Here is a 16,920-nt window from a genome sequence, read left to right on the forward strand (position 1 = left end):
ATCGACCCGACGCGCTATCACCAGCACCAGATCATATCACTCCCATGCAAAACACCGCTCGTATTCTTGCCCTTGCTGTCGGCCTGAGCTCCGCCTCCGCCTTTGCGCAGGCTGATCTCTCCGAGGCCTTTCTGCCCATGTTCTCCCCGCTGCCTGCCGAAGCGGCCAGCGGCAGCAATGAGCTCTCTGAAGCCCGCATCAATCTGGGCCGCCAGCTCTACTACGAGACCCGTATCTCGAAGGGCGGCAAGATGTCCTGCAACTCCTGCCACATCCTCGACAAATACGGCAACGACAACCTGCCCTTCTCCCCCGGCCATGAGGGCAAGCTGGGCGGCCGCAGCTCGCCTTCCGTGTACAATGCTGCGCTGCACGTCGCGCAGTTCTGGGACGGTCGTGCCCCCAGCGTGGAAGAGCAGGCCAAAGGGCCGGTGCTCAATCCGGTGGAAATGGGTGCGCCCAGCGAAGAGTTTGTGATCAAGGTGCTCAAGAGCATGCCCGGCTATGTGGACGCCTTCAAGGCCGCTTTCCCGGGCGAAGCTGATCCGGTGAACTACAACAACTTCGGCAAGGCCGTGGGTGCCTTTGAGCGCAAGCTGCTGACCCCCAGCCAATGGGACACCTTCCTCAAGGGCAACAAGCAGGCCCTCAGCGCCGAGGAGAAGAAGGGATTTGCCACCTTTGCCAAGGTGGGCTGCGTGACCTGCCACAACGGCGTGGGCGTGGGCGGCATGATGTATCAGAAGCTCGGCGTGGTGAAACCCTGGCCGGATCTCAAGGACAATGGCCGTGCTGACGTGACCAAGAACGAGGGTGAAAAGGGCTTCTTCAAGGTGCCCAGCCTGCGCAACATCACCGAAACCGGCCCGTATCTGCACGACGGCTCCGTCAAGACTCTGGAAGAGATGGTCAAAAAGATGGCCGAGCATCAGTTGGGCAAGCAGCTCTCCGATGATGAAACGGCCTCCATCATTACCTTCCTCAAGGCCCTGAAAGGCGATCTTCCCACCGAATACATCAAAGCTCCGAAGCTGCCCGAAAGCACTGCCGATACGCCCAAGGCGTGATCGCTGCCAAGACATCGTAGTTTGATTCACTCATCAGCCGGGCTTGCGAGCCCGGCTGATTTGTTTTCAGCGCCGCCGTTTTGCCAGCAGGAGCGCGAGCGCCAATCCCATCAACAGCAGCCGTGAAGGCTCGGGCACGGCAACGATGGAGATGGAGCCGTTGGTGGTGAAGCTGCTGATGTCCCAGAAGAAGCCGGAGCCGGAGATGTCGGGAAGGTCGAGGCCGGTGGCTTCATCGCCATTTCCCAGGAGGAGGCCGGTGGAGGTGTAGCGGCTGGCAAAGGTGGGGCTGGCGGAGAGGCCGGTCCAGTCGAGCAGATTGAAAACCGCCGGTGCGGTGGGCGTGAAGGCCGTGGCGGTGATGGTGAGGTTGCCATTGAAGAGCAGGGTGTTGGTGCCGGTGCCGATGATGTTGAGCAGGTCCGAGGTGCCGCCGGGATTGATGCCGAGAATGATCGTGCTGCCGGACTGGAAATTGATCGCACCGGAGCCGGATGCGGGCGTGAAGGTCAGTGTGCCGTAGTTTGCCTGCGCAGTGCCATCTCCGGCCTGCACGATGGAGCCGCTGGCGGCGGTGAAGCTGGTGCCCTGCACGATGCCTGTGCCGGTGAGCGTGCCGCCATTCTGCACGGTCACTGCTCCCGTGCCAGTGGTGCCTGCGCCGCTGCTGCCGATCTGCAGCACGCCTGCGCTGACCGTGGTGACTCCGGTGTAGGTGTTTGTGCCGTTGAGCACCTGGGTGCCCGTGCCGGTTTTGACGAAGGCGAGCGTACCATCCGTACCTGTGCCATCGCCATTGCGCAGCGTGCCGCTAAAGCTCTGCGTGCCGGAGGCGACGTTGACGGTGAGCGTGCCGGTGGCGGCGCTGCCGGATTCGTTTTCCACGATGCCTGCACCGCCTGTGCTGCTGAGGCCGCCGAGGGTTTCACTCAGGTTGTTGAGGCGCAGGATTCCAGCAGTGGCGCCGCTGCCATTGAAGGTGACCACGCTCGTGTCGGCGATCTGCTCGCTGTTGATGAGTTTTAATACTGCGGATGCAGTGCCATCCCCCACGGTGATGTTTCCGGCGATGGCGGTGACACCATTGTTTTTGGCCAGGTCCACCTCTCCTGCTTTGATGGTGGAGTCTCCAGTGAAGTTGTTGGCCGCAGAGCCGGAAAGCGTCAGTGTGCCGAGGCCGTTTTTGGTCAGGCCGCCGGAGGTGTTGGCCGCTGTGGTGATTGTGCCGAGTGCTGCGCCACTGCCACCACCGCCGAGCAGCGCCACCGTGGGTGTGGAGGTGTAGCCCACGCCCGGATTGCTGATGGTGATGCTGAGGATCTGACCATAGGTGGGGCTGGCGGGATCGAGATCCACATTGGCATAAGCCGTGGCCCCGGTGCCGCCTCCGCCGCTGATCTCCACATAGGGCGCGCCGTAGTAGCCGCTGCCACCGCTGCTCACGGCGATGCTCATGACGCCATTGCCCGTGGGAGTACTGAGTGCGATGGGGATGGTGACATTGAAGGTGTTTGTATTGATGACCGCACCACCGCTAAAGGAGCCGAAGGCACCGTTGACATAAGCCGTCAGCGTGCCTGTGCCGCCGGTGCCGCTGTCGCTGATGAAGGCGGTGGTGTTTGCTCCGGCCTGCAGAGTGCCGCCGTTGAAATTAATCACGGTTTTGTTGGTGGCTCCGGTGCCGTTGTAGTGCACGATCTGGTTGTTGATCAGGGTGCCGGCATCGAGATTGAGATAGGTGGTGCCCAGGGCGGTGTTGTTGTTCTGCTGGGCGATGGTGATGTTGTATCCGGCATTGTTGACTACGCCGCCTGCCATCGTCATGGCCCCCTGCGCCGTGGTGGTGGCTGTGGCTGAAGTGCCACCGCTGCGGAAGCCCAGCGCGATGGCGTCTCCGGTGCGTACTACCTGGCCGCCTGTCACGGTGAACTCCCAGCGCTCATTGCGAAACATGATGTAGTTGGAGGTGTTCAGCGTGCCGCCGCTGATCTGCAAGACTGCGATGGAGGCGGTGGTGGTGCCGTCGAGGGAGTCCACCCGCTTGGTGTTGATGGTGCCGGAGGACAGAAACAGGCTGCCATAGCCCGGGCCACCCAGGGAGATGCCTGTCTGGTTGTCCGTGGTGGTGAGTGTCAGCGTGCCGCCGCGCATGAGGAGGGCACCCTGGAAGCCGGCGCTGCTGCCGATGGCGAGCGTCTTAGTGGAGTAATCGGCCCCGGTGCTCAGCAGGAGCATGCCAGGCGTAGACACCGCGCCCAAGGAGGTGCTGCTGGTGCCATTGGTAAACGTGCCCGCGATCTCCAGCACGCCGCTGGAGACGGTGACGCCGCCTGCGATGTTCACGCCGCCGCTCAGCAGCAGATTGCCCATGCCAGTTTTGATGATGCCATAGGCACCTGCCACCGAGGTGATGGCGGAGGAGATGGTGAGATCGTGCGCGGCATTGCTGCTGTCATTGATGGCAAAGGTGCGTGTGGCGGCACCGAGATCCAGCGTGCCGCCGGTGATCTGTGCGCCCAGAGGATTGTTGGTGCTGCTGACAGTGACCGTGCCGCCCAATGTTAGTGTGCCGCCGCTGCCGATGCTGATGGTGCCCTGGCTAGCGCTTGTTGAGGTTGCATCATAGAAAGTGATGCCTGCGGAGGTCCAGTTGAAACCATTAAGCGAAAGTGTGGCCGCGCCGCTGCCGGTCGTGCCATTTAGGATCAGTGCTGAGCTGGAGGAGATGGCACCGCTGATACCAAACTGCAGCGTGCCCTCGCTGATGGTGGTGCCGCCCGTATAGGTGCTGGCTCCGCTGAGGATCTGCGTGCCTGCGCCGCTTTTGATCAATGACAGCGCCCCAGCCAGTGTGCCATTGCGCAGCAGGCCGCTGAAGGTCTGGGTGCCGGTGACCTTCAGCGTCAGGGCCACGCTGGTGGCGCTTTCATTTTCCACGATGCCTTCGCCACCTGTGCTGATGAGTCCGCCGATGGTCTCCGCCTGGGCATTGAGCCGGAAGACGCCGGCATTTGAACCACTGCCGACAAGCGTGATGACGCTGGTGTCGGCAATCTGCTCACCCGTGATGAGCTTGAGCATGGCGGTGGTGGTGCCATCGCCGATGGTGATGAGCCCCGCGATGGCATTGATCCCGGCGGTCTTGGAGAGGTCCAGCTCGCCTGCGCTGATGAGCGTGGTGCCGGTGTAGGTGTTGGCGATGCTGCCTGAAAGTGTGAGGATGCCCAGCCCGCGCTTGGTCAGGCCGCCGTCCGTGGCATTGTCTCCGCCGATGCTGGAATGCGTCAGCGCCTTGGCGATGCTGACATTGAAGCCGTTGGTGTCGATCACCGCGCCGCCGTTGCGCACATTGATGGTGGTCAGGGTGGTGCTCAGCGTCATGGAGGTGCCGTTGGCCTTGAGGGTGCCGCCGTTGAAGTTGAAGATCGAGGCGGCGTAGAGTCCGCCCGTGATGGTGCGCATTGTGGCCAGAGTGCCTCCGTCCAGATTGATGGTGCCGGAGCTGGTGGTGTTTCCGCTGAGATTAGAGCCGAGCAGGATGTTGCCGGTGGAGGTGCCGCTGTCGAACAATCCGGTGCCGGAGAGCGTCATGACGCTGGCTCCGCTGCTCTCGGTGTCCGCATAGCCTGCGCCGATGCGGATCACGTTTGAAGTGCTTGCCACAGTGACCGTGCCGCCGGAGATGTTCATGAACCCGGTGCCCGCCGTGGCGCTGCGCCCCAGCACAAAGCCGCCTGAGCTGGTGCCGATGGTCAGCGTGCCTGCGGTCACATTCACCGTGGCGCTGGTGCCTTCCCCCACACGGAAGGTGGCGGATGATCCGGAAAGATACGCCGTGCCGGAGAAATTGGTGGTGCTGCCGCCGGAGAAGGCCGTCTGCCCCAGGGGATTGGCGGCGGAGGAGCCCAGCGTGCCTGTCACATTCAGCGTGCCGCTGGTCACAGAAAGGCCGGCGGCGTTGGAGTAGGTGGCGCGGGTGTAGCTGCCGGAGAAATTGGTGGTGCCGCCACTGATGGTCAGCGTGCCCGCGTCGGTGATGGTGCCTTTGATGTTGAGAGTGCCCGTGCCGGTTTTGGAAACACCGAAGCCGCCGCCGGTGACGTTGTAGCCGGTGTCAAAGGTCAGGTTTCCCGAGCCGGTGAAGGTGGTGGCGGCAGCCAGAGCCAGATTGGCCTGGATCAGGGCCAGTTGATTCGCGGTGGTCACGGTCACGCTGCCGCCGAGGGTCAGTGTGCTGCCATTTCCTACCAGAGTGTAGCCGTCTGTGTTAAAGGTCAGGCCGCCTGCCGTGATGGCCTCTCCGAGAGTGATGGTGCCCGCCGTGCCGCCAAAGATGGCGATGTCGCTGTTGGCATTCACCCATGAGACCATCGTGCCGGATTTGTTCCAGAGCGCGGTGGACGTGCTCCAGGTGCCGGTGCCACCGGTGCTGCCGCCTGCGGTTCCATCCGCGTCCCAGGTCAAGCTGGATGCTGCCGTACTCCTCCCCGGCATGGCCAGAGCGGCGAGCATCGAGACAAAGACGAGAGTGCGATGATGAGGGATGGAAAAGCGGCACATGGGGGGGCATGGATTTGGCCCCTCATGACTAAGCATGTGGGAGACCATGCATCCGGGCATGCCGACCCTTTTTTGCGCAAAGGAGACCCTAAATGCGCACTCGTTCCTCGGCTGTCCCTGCGGGCGTGACAGAGGTGTCATGCTACCTTCTCCGGCGGCGGAGCAGGCTCAGGGCCAGGCTCATGCCGAGCAGCATCCAGCGCGAGGGCTCCGGCACGATGGCGATGGTGCCGTTGGTGATGAAGCCGCTGATGTCCCAGGCGAGGCCGGAGCTGGAGATGTCCGGCAGGTCAAAGCCGCTGGCTTCATCTCCATTCCCTGTAAGCAGGCCGAGGTAGGTGAAGCGGCTGTCAAAGGTGGGAGCGGAGGCGAGGCCGGACCAGTCGATGAGATTAAACACCGCAGCGACTGTGGGGGTGAAACCAGGAGCGGTGATGGTGATGTTGCCATTAAAGAGGAGGGTGCTGCTGCCAGTGCCGATGATGTTGAGCAGATCGGAGGTGCCGCCGGGATTGAGATTGAGGACGATCGTGCTACCCGCCTGGAAGTCGATGACACCTGAGCCCGAGGAGGGCTTGAAGGTCAGTGTGCCAAAGCTGCTGGCGGCAGCTGCATCGCCCGCCTGCACGGTGGAGCCGCTGAGTGCGGTAAAGCTGGAGCCCTGCACGGTCCCGGTGCCGAGCAGAGTCGCGCCGTTCTGCACAGTGACGGCCCCCGTGCCGGTGCTGCCTGCGCCAGAGCCGCCCACCTGCAGCGAGCCGCCCTGCACAAGGGTGGCTCCGCTGTAGGAATTCCACCCGCCGAGAAGGCTGCTGCCTGCGCCGGTCTTTGTCAGGGCCATCGTGCCACCGCTGCCGGAGTTGTCGGCAATCGTTCCCAGGAACTGGCCGCCCGTGGCATCATTCGAGCCGATGGTGAGCGTGGCGGTGGTGCTGGCGGCGTTGTTGACGATGGTGCTGCCGGGCGTGCCGTTCAGATTGCCGACGGCCTGATTGTAGCCGTTCAGATTCATGGAAGACCCGGCATTGATGGTCACCGCAGCCGTGCTGGCGATCTGATTGCTGCCATTGGTCTGAAGCGATGCCGTGCCGTTGTTTCCATTGACAGAGCCGAGGGTGAGATTGGTCGGGATGGCGACTGCGCCGCCCGTTTTGGCCAGGATGACGGCACCGCTGGTGATGACCGTGCCGGAGGATCCGGAGTAGGTATTGGAGGAAGAGCCGCCGATGGTCAGGCTGCCGGAGCCGGTCTTGGAGATGGACACGCTGCCGGAGAGCACGCCGTTGAAGGTGGAGTTGCTCACCGTAGGGCTGGCCAGATTGCCAATCGTGAGGATGGAATCGACCGAGGCAGTCACCGTGCCTGCACCATTGAGAGAGGCAATCGTCTGTGCCGCACCGAGGGACAGTGTGTTGCCGCTGCTAACGCTCACCTGTGCAAAGCTGCCAAGCGCTCCTGCGGCGTTTAAGTTCACCGTAACCGCACTGCCGGTGCTGGCCAGATTGACGATGGTGCCGTCCACCAGGCTGGTGGCCGCAGCGGTGAGCGTGACGGTGCTGGCTCCGGTGCCGCTGTTTTGGAAGGTGAGCGTGCGTGCCGTGATGGACTGATCCGTGATGGCCCCCAATGCTAGCATGGCTGTGGCGCTGGCGGAGCCCTGCACGTCAAAGACCGGATTGCCGCCTTGCATGGAGGAGCCGCCGATGCTTACGGCACCGAGCGTCAGGCCGATCGTGCCGCTGGTCACATTGCCGCCAGCCTGTATAGTCAGGGTGCTGCTGCCGATGGTCAGCGCGCCCAGGGTCAGAGCATAGCCTCCCGCACCTGCACTGGCGCGGTCTGCGATGATGGTGGAGCTGGTCAGCACGTTCACCACACCGCCGACGGTTCCCCCGGCATCGTAGCCCAGGCTGAGCGTGCCGCCGTTCAGAGCCATGGCCCCAGTGCCGATAGTGGCAATGGCGGTGGCAGCCTGAAGTCGCAAAGTGCCGGCGTCGATTTGATTGGCACCGCTGCGTGCGCTGGCTGCAGTGCTGATGAAGGTGAGCGTGCCTGTGCCAAACTTGGTCAGAAGCGCATTGCCCGTGAGGCCTCCGGTGTTGCTGACGGTGATGTTTCCTGTGCCGCCGATTTTTGCAACGGCACCCAGCACGGTGGTCCCGGTGATCGTGGCGGTGGTGGCGCTGCTGTTGGTGATGGCTCCAGCACCGTTTTGTCCATAACCGCTGATCGAGGTGAAGTTGCGGTCGGTGCTCTGGCCATTGAGATCCATCGTGCCGCCTGCGCTGATGGTCACACCTGTGGTGGCTCCCAGCGCGGTGGCGTTGTTGAGTTTCAAAACACCCAGGCTCACGATGGTGGCTCCTGAGTAGGAGTTCGCCCCGCTGAGGGTCAGAGTGCCCAGGCCGTTTTTGGTCAGCGCCAGAGTTCCAGTGCCATTGCCCAGCGTGCCGGTGAATTCGGTGCTGAGCACCGTGCTGCTGCTCACGCTGCCGATGGTCAGCGTGGCGGCGGTGCTGGCATTCACCGTGCCATTGCCTGAGAGGGAGCCGAGCACGATGCTGGAGATGCCTGCGGTGAAGATGCTGCTGCCATTGACATTGAGCTGCGCCAGGGAGCCGAGTGCTGTGGCGGCGGTGATGACGTTTAGCGTCACACCCGCATTGGTGCCGCTGTTCAGATTCACCACCGTGCCATCCACTAGGCTGCCGGTGGTGGAGGCCAGCGTCACGAGGCTATTGGTGGTGGCGCTGCCGGTGTTGGTAAAGGTGAGGGTGCGCGGGGCGATGGCCACATCGCTGATCGCCCCCAGTGTCAGGCGCGTGGTGGCTGTGGCGGAGTTCTGCACGTCAAAAGTCACATTGCCGTTCAGCGTCACCCCTCCGAGTGTCAGTCCCTGCGTGCCACCGGCTGCCACATTGCCGCCGGTCTGCACGGTGAGCGTGCTGTTGTTGTTCACCACCATGCTGCCCATTGTCTGGGTCACGGCGGCGTTGTTCAGCGTGGCCACGTCGGTGACGATGGTGGCATTGGCATTGAGGGTGATGGTGCCCGTCATCAGGTTGTTGGCTGTGTCAAAGCCCAGGCTGAGCGTGCCTCCATTGAGCGTCCACGCGCCGGTGGTGCCCAGCGGGCTCACTGCGGTGAGTGCAGCGGACTGCAGGCGCAGTGTGCCGTCGTTGATCTGATTGGCTCCGGTGCGGGCGCTCGTGGTGGTGGTGTCGATGAAGGTCAGCGTGCCCGTGCCGATCTTGGTGAGCTGGAAATTGCCCGTGAGGCCGGTGGTGTTGTTGATCGTGATATTGCCTGTGCCGCCCATGCTGGCGGCTGCGCCCAGCACCATGCTGCCGGTGATGGTGCCCGTGGTGGAGCTGCTGTTGATGATGGCACCGCCATTGTTGAAGCCCGCACCATTCACCGAGGTGAAATTTCGTCCTGTGCTCTGCCCATTGAGATCCAGCGTGCCGCCTGCGCTGATGGTCACGCCACTTGTCGCGCCCAGTGCGCTGCTGCTCCCTAGCTGCAAGATGCCGAGCGTCACCGTGGTCGATCCTGTGTAAGCGTTCGCGCCGCTCAGGGTGAGTGTGCCAATGCCGTTTTTGTTCAAGCCTGTGCCCACGCTGCCAAAGCCGAGAACGCCGGAGTAGGTGGTGCTGAAGGCCGTGCCACTATTGGCATTTCCTACCGTGAGCACAAAAGCTCCTGTGACTCTTCCGCTGCCTGAGAGGGAAGCGATGGTCTGCGCCGCACCGAGATTGAGGATGCTGTTCGTGCCGATGTTCACCTGGGCCAGCGTGCCCAGCGCGGCGGCGACGTTCAGATTCAGCGTCACTCCCGCGCTGCTGCCTGCGTTGAGATTCACCAGCGTGCCGTCGATGAGGCTGACCATCGCTGTGCCGAGAGTGACGATGCTGTTGGTGGAGGAACTGCCGGAATTGGTGAAGGTCAGCGTTCTGGCCACGCCGAGGTCGCTCAAGGCTCCGAGGGTGAGCGTGGTCGTGCCGCTGGTGGCGGTAGAGGGGCTCTGCACATCAAAGGTGGGATTTCCCAGCAGGGAAGTGGCTCCGAAGGTCACGCCCGCATTGGTGCTGGCGGTGGTGACATTGCCACCGGCGGTGATGGTCAGCGTCTGTGTGCCGATGGTGAGCGCCCCCAGCGTGTGCGTGAGGCCCGCGCCTGCGGTGAAGACATCCGACACGATGGCGGAGCTGGCGGTGACATAGACGGGATAGGCCACGACAGAAGCCGTGCTGCCGAGGCTGAGAGCGCCGCCATTGAGAATGACGGCCGCAGCGGTGGTGCCGAGCGCGGAGGTGGAATTGCTGATGCGCAGGGTGCCTGAGTCGATGCGCGTTGCTCCCACACGCGTGCTGGCCAGCGCAGTGCCGGCGTTGTTGCCAAAGGTCACGGTGCCTGTGCCAGTCTTGACGAGAAGATTGTCCCCCGTGAGCACTCCCGTGGAGGTGATGCTGCCGCTGCCGCCGATGCTGGCCCCGATGCCGCCTGTGCCATTCCCCAGACCAATGGTGAGCGCGCCGATGGTGGCTGCGGTGCCGCTGTTGTTGATCAGCGCGCCGCTGCTGCTGATGCCGGTGCCGTTCAGTGTCACGGCATTGGCGGCCAGCTGGCCGTTGAGGTCCAGCACACCGCCCACCTGCACGGTGGCGGCTGAGGTGCTCAGGGACAGGGCATTGCCGAGGATCAAGGTGCCTGCATTGATGCTGGTGGCTCCAGTGTAGGTGCTGGCCACGGAGAGGGTCAGTGAGCCTGCGCCATTCTTTGTCACGCCGCCCGTGGTGCTGCTGGTCACCGGCACCTGGAGAGTCAGACTGTCGGCTGCTGTGGCTGTGTAGATCACGAGATCGCCGCTGCCGCCGGTGCTCAGGCCGCTGGCACCGCCGCCGTCGGCGATCACATCCGACGCGCCGCCGCTGACGAGGATGCCGCCTGCGGTGTTGGTGCCGTTGTTGATCGTGAGCAGCACGCCGTTGCTGATGGTCAAAGTGTAGCTGCTGGCAAATTTCAGACCCGCATTGATGATGGCGGAGGTGGTTTGTGCAAAGGAGCTGCTGATGAGGTAAGGCGTGGTATTTCCTGCTGTGAGGCTGCTGGTTGCCGTGGTGGTGGCCGCCGCACCGATAAGGCCGGAGGTGGATGCGGCAAAGTCGGCCCCGTTGTAAATGATGCGCGGGTCCAGGATGCCGTTGGTGTTGCTGCTGCCGGTGATGGTGACGCTGGTGCTGGCAGGAGAGAGGATGTTTAATCCGGTGCCATATGCCGGGGATGCCAGGGAGGCGAAGGTGAGGGCATTGGTGCCCGATGAGGGCGCATCCACTCTCAGTGTGCCTCCGCCGCTGGTGAGTGTGAGTGCGCCGAGACCCTGTGTTCCGCCTCCCAGAGCTATACCACCGTAGGCAAATGTGCCGCTGCCTGTGTAAGTCAGGCCCAGGGCATTGTTCCAGCTTCCGGAGATGCCGTCGCCGAGCTTCAGCGTGCCCGCATTGATGGCGATGCCGCCGGTGCTGGTGTTTACTCCTTTGAGGGTCCAGGTGCCGGTGCCGTTCTTGGTCAGCACGCCAGTGGTGATGCCGATGATGCTGGAGATGCTGCCATCTCCCGCGCCTGCGAGCGTGAGCCCCAGGCCCGCGCCGGAGATGGTGCCGGTGTTGGTCAGGTTCAGCGTGCCGCTGTCGGATGAGATGGTGGCCGCGCCTGTGGAGAGGCCCACGAGGCCGGTGTAGTTGTTGACGCCGCTCACGTTCACCAGCGCGCCGGTCTGGATGTTAATGCCAGTCACGCCGGCAAAGCCCGTGCTCCCCGCCAGCGTCAGACCTTCTGCCGTAGTGGTGATTCCGCCCTGGATCTGCAGCGTGCCCCCGGAGTTGACCACCGTGCCTGCCGCCGTGGTGCCCAGCGCCGTGGCGCTGCGTATGTTGAGGATGCCAGCAGTGACGGTCGTCAGGCCGGAGTAGCTGTTGTCCCCGCTAAAGATCAAGGTGCCGGAAGTTGTCTTGTTAAAAGAGCCCGCGACTCCCGCGGCCTGGGTGATCGAGCCGCTGATGGTAAGCTGGTCCACCACATTGGTGACCTGCATCGTGCGCAAGGCCGAGCCGCTGCCGGTGGAGGTGGTGATCTGCAGCGTGCTGCTGATGCTGCTGATGCCGCCAAAGGTGATCGTGCCCCCCGTGCGGTTCACAGCCACGGTGCCGCTGCCTGTGATGGTGGCACCAAAGCCGGCGAAGGAGTTCAGCGTCAGCCGGTATCCATTGGTGTCCAGCGTGCCGCCTGCATTGATGGTGAGGAAGTCGTCCTGGCCCGACGTGGTGTAGGCCATCTGATTGTCCGCTCCCAGGCGCACGGTGGCATTGCCAGCCGTGGAGGCAGCCGCAACACCGATGCTCATGATGGTGGTGACTGCCGTGGCACCACCGGTCTTGGCCAGCACGAGAGTGCCGGAATTTACGGAGGTGGAGCCCGTGAGGGTGTTGGAGGCGCTGCCGCTCAGTGTCAGCGTACCGTTGCCGGATTTCACCAGCGTGAGTGTGCCGGTGCCGTTGCTGAGCACACCGCTGAAGGTGGTGCTCAAAGAGCTGCTCGTGCTGGTGCTTCCAATGGTGAGCGTGTAGGCACCGTTGGCGTTCACCGTTCCGTTTCCACTCAGGGAGCCGAGCACGATGCCGGTGACTCCCGCCGTCAGCACGCTGCTGCCGTTCACACTCACCTGGGAGAGCGGGCCCAGTCCTGTGACGGCGCTCACAGTCACGGTCACACCAGCATTCGTGCCGCTGTTGAGATTGATCACCGTGCCATCCACCAGACTGGTGGCAGAGTTTCCTAGAGTCACGAGGCTGTTGGTCGCGGCCGTGCCGGTGTTGGTAAAGGTGAGCGTGCGTGGCGCGATGGCGAGGTCCGTCCATGCTCCCAACGTCAGCCTTGTAGTGGCAGAAGCTGAGTTCTGCACGTCAAAGGTGGCATTGCCATTCAGCGTTACCGTTCCCATTGTCAGCCCCTGAGTTCCACCGGAGGCAACGTTGGAGCCGGTCTGCACGGTGAGAGTGCTGTTGTTGTTGATGACGAAATTTCCCAGCGTGTGCGTCACCGCAGTGTTGTTCAGCGTGGCCACGTCGGTGATGAGGCTGATGCTGTTGTGTACTGTGGCTGTTCCGCTGATAGTGCTGTTGGCCGTATCAAAACCGAGGCTGAGGGCGCCGCCAAAGAAGATCCAGCCTCCCGTGCCAACGGGGTTAAGCGCAGTGGCCGATGCGGACTCCACACGCAGCGTGCCTCCATTGATTTGATTGGCTCCGGTGCGTGCGCTCGTGGTGGTGGTGTCGATGATTCTGAGCGTGCCGCTGCCAAACTTGGTGAGCTGGAAGTTGCCGGTGAGACCGGTGGCATTATTGAAGGTGATGTTGCCGGTGCCGCCAATGTTGGAGCCACTGGAGATGGCCGTCGTGCCTGTAATGGTGGAAGTTGTGCTGCTGCTGTTGATGAGGGCGCCGTTGCTGTTGAGGCCCGTGCTGCCGATGGTGAAATTGCGGTCGGTATTTTGTCCGTTCAGGTCCAGCGTGCCCGCGGTGCTGATTGTCACGCCGGAGGTTGCTCCCAATGCGGTGGCGCTGGCCAGTTTGAGTGTGCCGAGATTAACGGCGGTCGCTCCGGTGTAGGCATTGACGCCACTGAGCGTGAGCGTGCCCAGCCCTGCCTTGGTCAGACCGGTGCCCGATCCTCCAAAGCCCAGTACGCCGGAGTAGGTGGTGTTATACACGCTTGCGGTGGCGGCATTTCCCACGGTAAGCACAAAAGCGCCGGTGATGTTTCCACTGCCGGACAGCGAGCCGATGGTCTGCGCTGCTCCTAGATTCAGCGTGTTGCCGCTGCCGACGGTGACTTGCGCCAGGGTGCCCAAAACGGAGGCGACGTTCAGATTCAGCGTCAATGCACCACCCGTGCTGCCAAGCGTGATCGCCGTGCCATCCACCAGGCTGGCGGCCGCCGTGCCCAGGATGACGCTGCTGGCTGCGGAGCCGCTGTTTTGGAAGGTGATGGTGCGTGGGCCGATGGCTTGATCACTCAGGCCACCGAGTGTCAGCGTCATTGCAGCATTGGCGGAGCTCTGCACATCAAAGGTGGGGTTTCCCGGTGCAAGCGAAGGGCCGCCGATGGTTGTCGTGCCCAGCGTCAGGCCGATGGTGCTGCTGGTCACATTGGCGCCGGTGGTCACGGTCAAGGTGCTGCCGCCGATGGTGAGCGCGCCCAGTGTCTCCACGATGCCGCCAGCACCAGCGCTGGCACGATCTGCCGTGATGCCGGAGCTGGCGAGCACGTTCACCACATTGGTCATGGTGTTGGTCACATCAAAGCCCAGGCTGAGCGTGCCGCCATTCAGCACATAGGCACCGGTGCCGATGGGGGCGATGGCCAGCGCGGACTGCACCCGCAATGTGCCAGCATCGATCTCATTCACTCCAGTGCGTGCGCTCGTGGTGGTGGTGTCGATGATCGTCAGCGTGCCGCTGCCGATCTTGGTCAGCAGAAAGTTGCCGGTAATGCCGGTGGTGTTGTTGAGGGTGATGTTGCCGGAGCCGCCTGCCGTGGAGGCGGCTGTGAGGCTCACGAGCCCGGTCGTGGTGGTGCCCGTAATGGTGGCTGCCGAAGCGCTGCTATTGATCAGGGACCCGACGTTCAAGGCACCCGCTCCGGAAAGCGTGTAGTTGCGGTTGGCGATCGACTGCCCGTTGAGATCCAGCGTGCCTCCTGTGCTGATGGTGATGATCGGGATGGTGGTGGAGGTGGTGGCCGCGCCGAGTGCGTTGGCATTTCCCAGCATCAGAGTGCCGCCGCTGATGGTGGTGCCGCCTGTGAAAGAGCTGTCTCCATTGAGGGTCAGAAGACCGGTGCCCACTTTTGTCAGAGTGCCTGTGCTGATGGCGATGCGCCCACCTATGGTAATGGTTCCCGCTCCGCCCAGCGTGAGAGGAAACGTCCCGTCGATGGCATTGGTAGAGGACGTGGTGGCGGAGATGTTCAGCGTGGCTCCGGCATCGGCACTGATGTAGCTGGCCCCGGTCTGCGTGATGAGAGCGGAAATGGTGTTTGTTCCGCTCAGGCTGCGAATGGCTCCGTTGCCGCCATCCCCAAATCCACCAGTGCCAGCCACGGCGCGATTGAGCGTGACGCCGCCGGAAAGTCCCAGCGTGCCTCCGCCTGACTCGATGATGGCCACCGTGCCGCTCGTGCCCAGAGCCCCCGCACTGCGGATCTCCAGGATGCCGCTGTAGATCTGCGTGCCGCCTGTGTAGGTATTCGTTCCCGTCAGCACGGTGCGTGAGCCCGGCGCTCCATTCACCACCAGCGTCACAGCACCGCTGCCGTTGTTGGCGATGGCGGAGTTGATCGTGAGCACGGAGGTGTCGGATTCATTGCTGAGAAACAGAGGGGCCGCAGTGTTGTTCACCGATCCACCTGCGGAGAGCGTGCTGGTCTGGCCGCTGATACCCACCGTCAGATTCAGTGCTCCGTTGATGATCTGAATACCGCCCGAAGTGCTAAAGCGCAGCGTCTGCCCCGTGCCCAGGCTGATCTGGCGGTCCGATTGCAGGTCATACATGGAAAGCGTGTTGAGGTAGGTGACACCCGCAGCCAATGCCACAGCACCAGTGGAGGTGTTGTCGATCGTGGCATTCGAGGTGATGCTAAAGGGCGTGGTGCTAAGGCTGCCGCCCGTGGTATAGGCCGCGCTGCCGCTGTAGCCGCTGCTGAGCAGGCCTGTGCTTGTGGCCTGCGCCCAGCTGCGGCGGCCCATCTCGCCAGTGTAGGTGAGCCAGGGGCCAAAGAAGCCCGGTGCGGACGTGGTGGAGAGGCTGTTGGAGGCCAGCGGGTTGTACACCGATAGCGCGCCCGCCGTGGAGGTTTGCGTGATCGTGCCGAGAGACACATTTACATTTCCGCCCACGCCGGGCAGCAGTTCCAGCGTGCTGAAGGTGCCGCCGACGGTGACATTTCCAAACCGCTGGCTGTTGGTCTGTCCGTCTTTGCCTGCGAGTCTAAGAGTGGTTACTGCGCCACCGCCGATGAAGCTGAGCGCCCCCGGTGTGGTCACCCCATTGTAGAGGATGTCATTCTGAGGAGAGGTGGCGGCGGTGAAGTCCAGGATGGTCACGCTGCCGGTGGTGCCGCTGACAGCCCGCCCCAACACCGTGGCACCGCTGTAAGTGTTTGCGGCCGCCATGGAGAGCGTCCCGTTGCCATTGAAGGCAAAGCGGCTGAAGGAAAAGCTGCCGCCGCTTTCAGTAATCGGGGCATTGATGACGATGCCGGTCGAGTTAGAGCCGCTGCTGGAAGTGTTTACCCCGGCATCTGCCGTGAGCGTGAATCCGCCGCTGTAGGTAATGTTGCTGGCGATCATGCGGATGGCTCCGTAGGCGGTGCCGTTGTTCAGCAGGCCGCTGCCATAGCCCGCCAGGCTGAAAGGCTGAAACCAGGTGGAGCCTGCGGTGTTGGTGACCAAGGAGCCACCGTACTCCACGATGATTCGGCTCACATTCTGCAGTGTGTTTGGTACGGTGATATTGGCGTAGATGCTGCCGCCTACGGTAAATGTGCCCGTGAGGTTCGGATTCTGCGACATGCCCAATGTGATAAACTGCATGACGGTGCCGCTGCCATACTTTTGGATGCGCAGGTTGGTGCCCTGCAGCCGCAGATTGGACCCCAGTGTGACAAACTGTGATCCGCCGGAGGAGCGGTCTTCCATCTGGATCAGCCCGTTGGTGCCAAAGTCGATGATACGTCCAGCTACATCTCCGTTGAGCGTGTATTGCTGCCCCGCAGCGATGGAGCCAGTGGTGACGGCGAGAAAGCGCAGCTCCGCGAGCTGGATGTCCGAGGCGATGCTGACTGGGTTGGCATTTGCCGGTGTCGGCACGCTGGTGCCAAATTGTGCGATGGCGGAGGCGGAGTTTACCCAGGCCACATTACTGGTGCCATTCCACCAGTTCAGATTGGAGGTGTTCCAGATCAGCGTGGCCGTGGTGCCATCGGTGTTTTGCGGGCCGGTGGTGCCGGTGTTTGCGTCCCATGTGAGGGCGGTCTGCGCTGCTGCATTGCATGCGAACAGCAAAACCAGCAGGGCTGACAACCATTGAATGCGGGATGAATGACCAACGAAGGAGAAGGTGCGCATAGAGGGGGGCTTTGTGAAGCGCCCCCATGCAAAGCACATGCGGGACCAGTCCTCCGATCTCATAGTCCCTTAATTGCGCAAATCAGGCCCTTATCGTGCATTCAGGAT

3 protein-coding genes are annotated in these 16,920 nt (G+C 62.7%); 1 reads left to right on the forward strand and 2 read right to left on the reverse strand.

Going from position 1 to position 16,920, the window contains the following annotated elements:
• Positions 1–44 precede the first annotated feature (44 nt).
• On the forward strand, positions 45–1,067 hold the full coding sequence (locus tag HNQ65_RS00820) for a cytochrome-c peroxidase (RefSeq protein ID WP_184337416.1): 1,023 nt from the start codon (positions 45–47) through the stop codon (positions 1,065–1,067).
• A gap of 66 nt (positions 1,068–1,133) precedes the next feature.
• Here the strand turns inward: HNQ65_RS00820 and HNQ65_RS00825 are convergent, their stop codons facing one another.
• Positions 1,134–5,627: a beta strand repeat-containing protein gene (locus HNQ65_RS00825; protein WP_184337418.1), complete on the reverse strand. Its 4,494-nt coding sequence runs from the start codon at positions 5,625–5,627 to the stop codon at positions 1,134–1,136.
• 142 nt (positions 5,628–5,769) lie between these two features.
• Positions 5,770–16,812 (reverse strand): beta strand repeat-containing protein, encoded by an 11,043-nt coding sequence (locus HNQ65_RS00830; RefSeq protein WP_184337419.1) that lies wholly within the window; start codon positions 16,810–16,812, stop codon positions 5,770–5,772.
• Positions 16,813–16,920: the final 108 nt, after the last annotated feature.

This window comes from Prosthecobacter vanneervenii (genome assembly GCF_014203095.1).
Lineage (GTDB): Bacteria > Verrucomicrobiota > Verrucomicrobiia > Verrucomicrobiales > Verrucomicrobiaceae > Prosthecobacter > Prosthecobacter vanneervenii.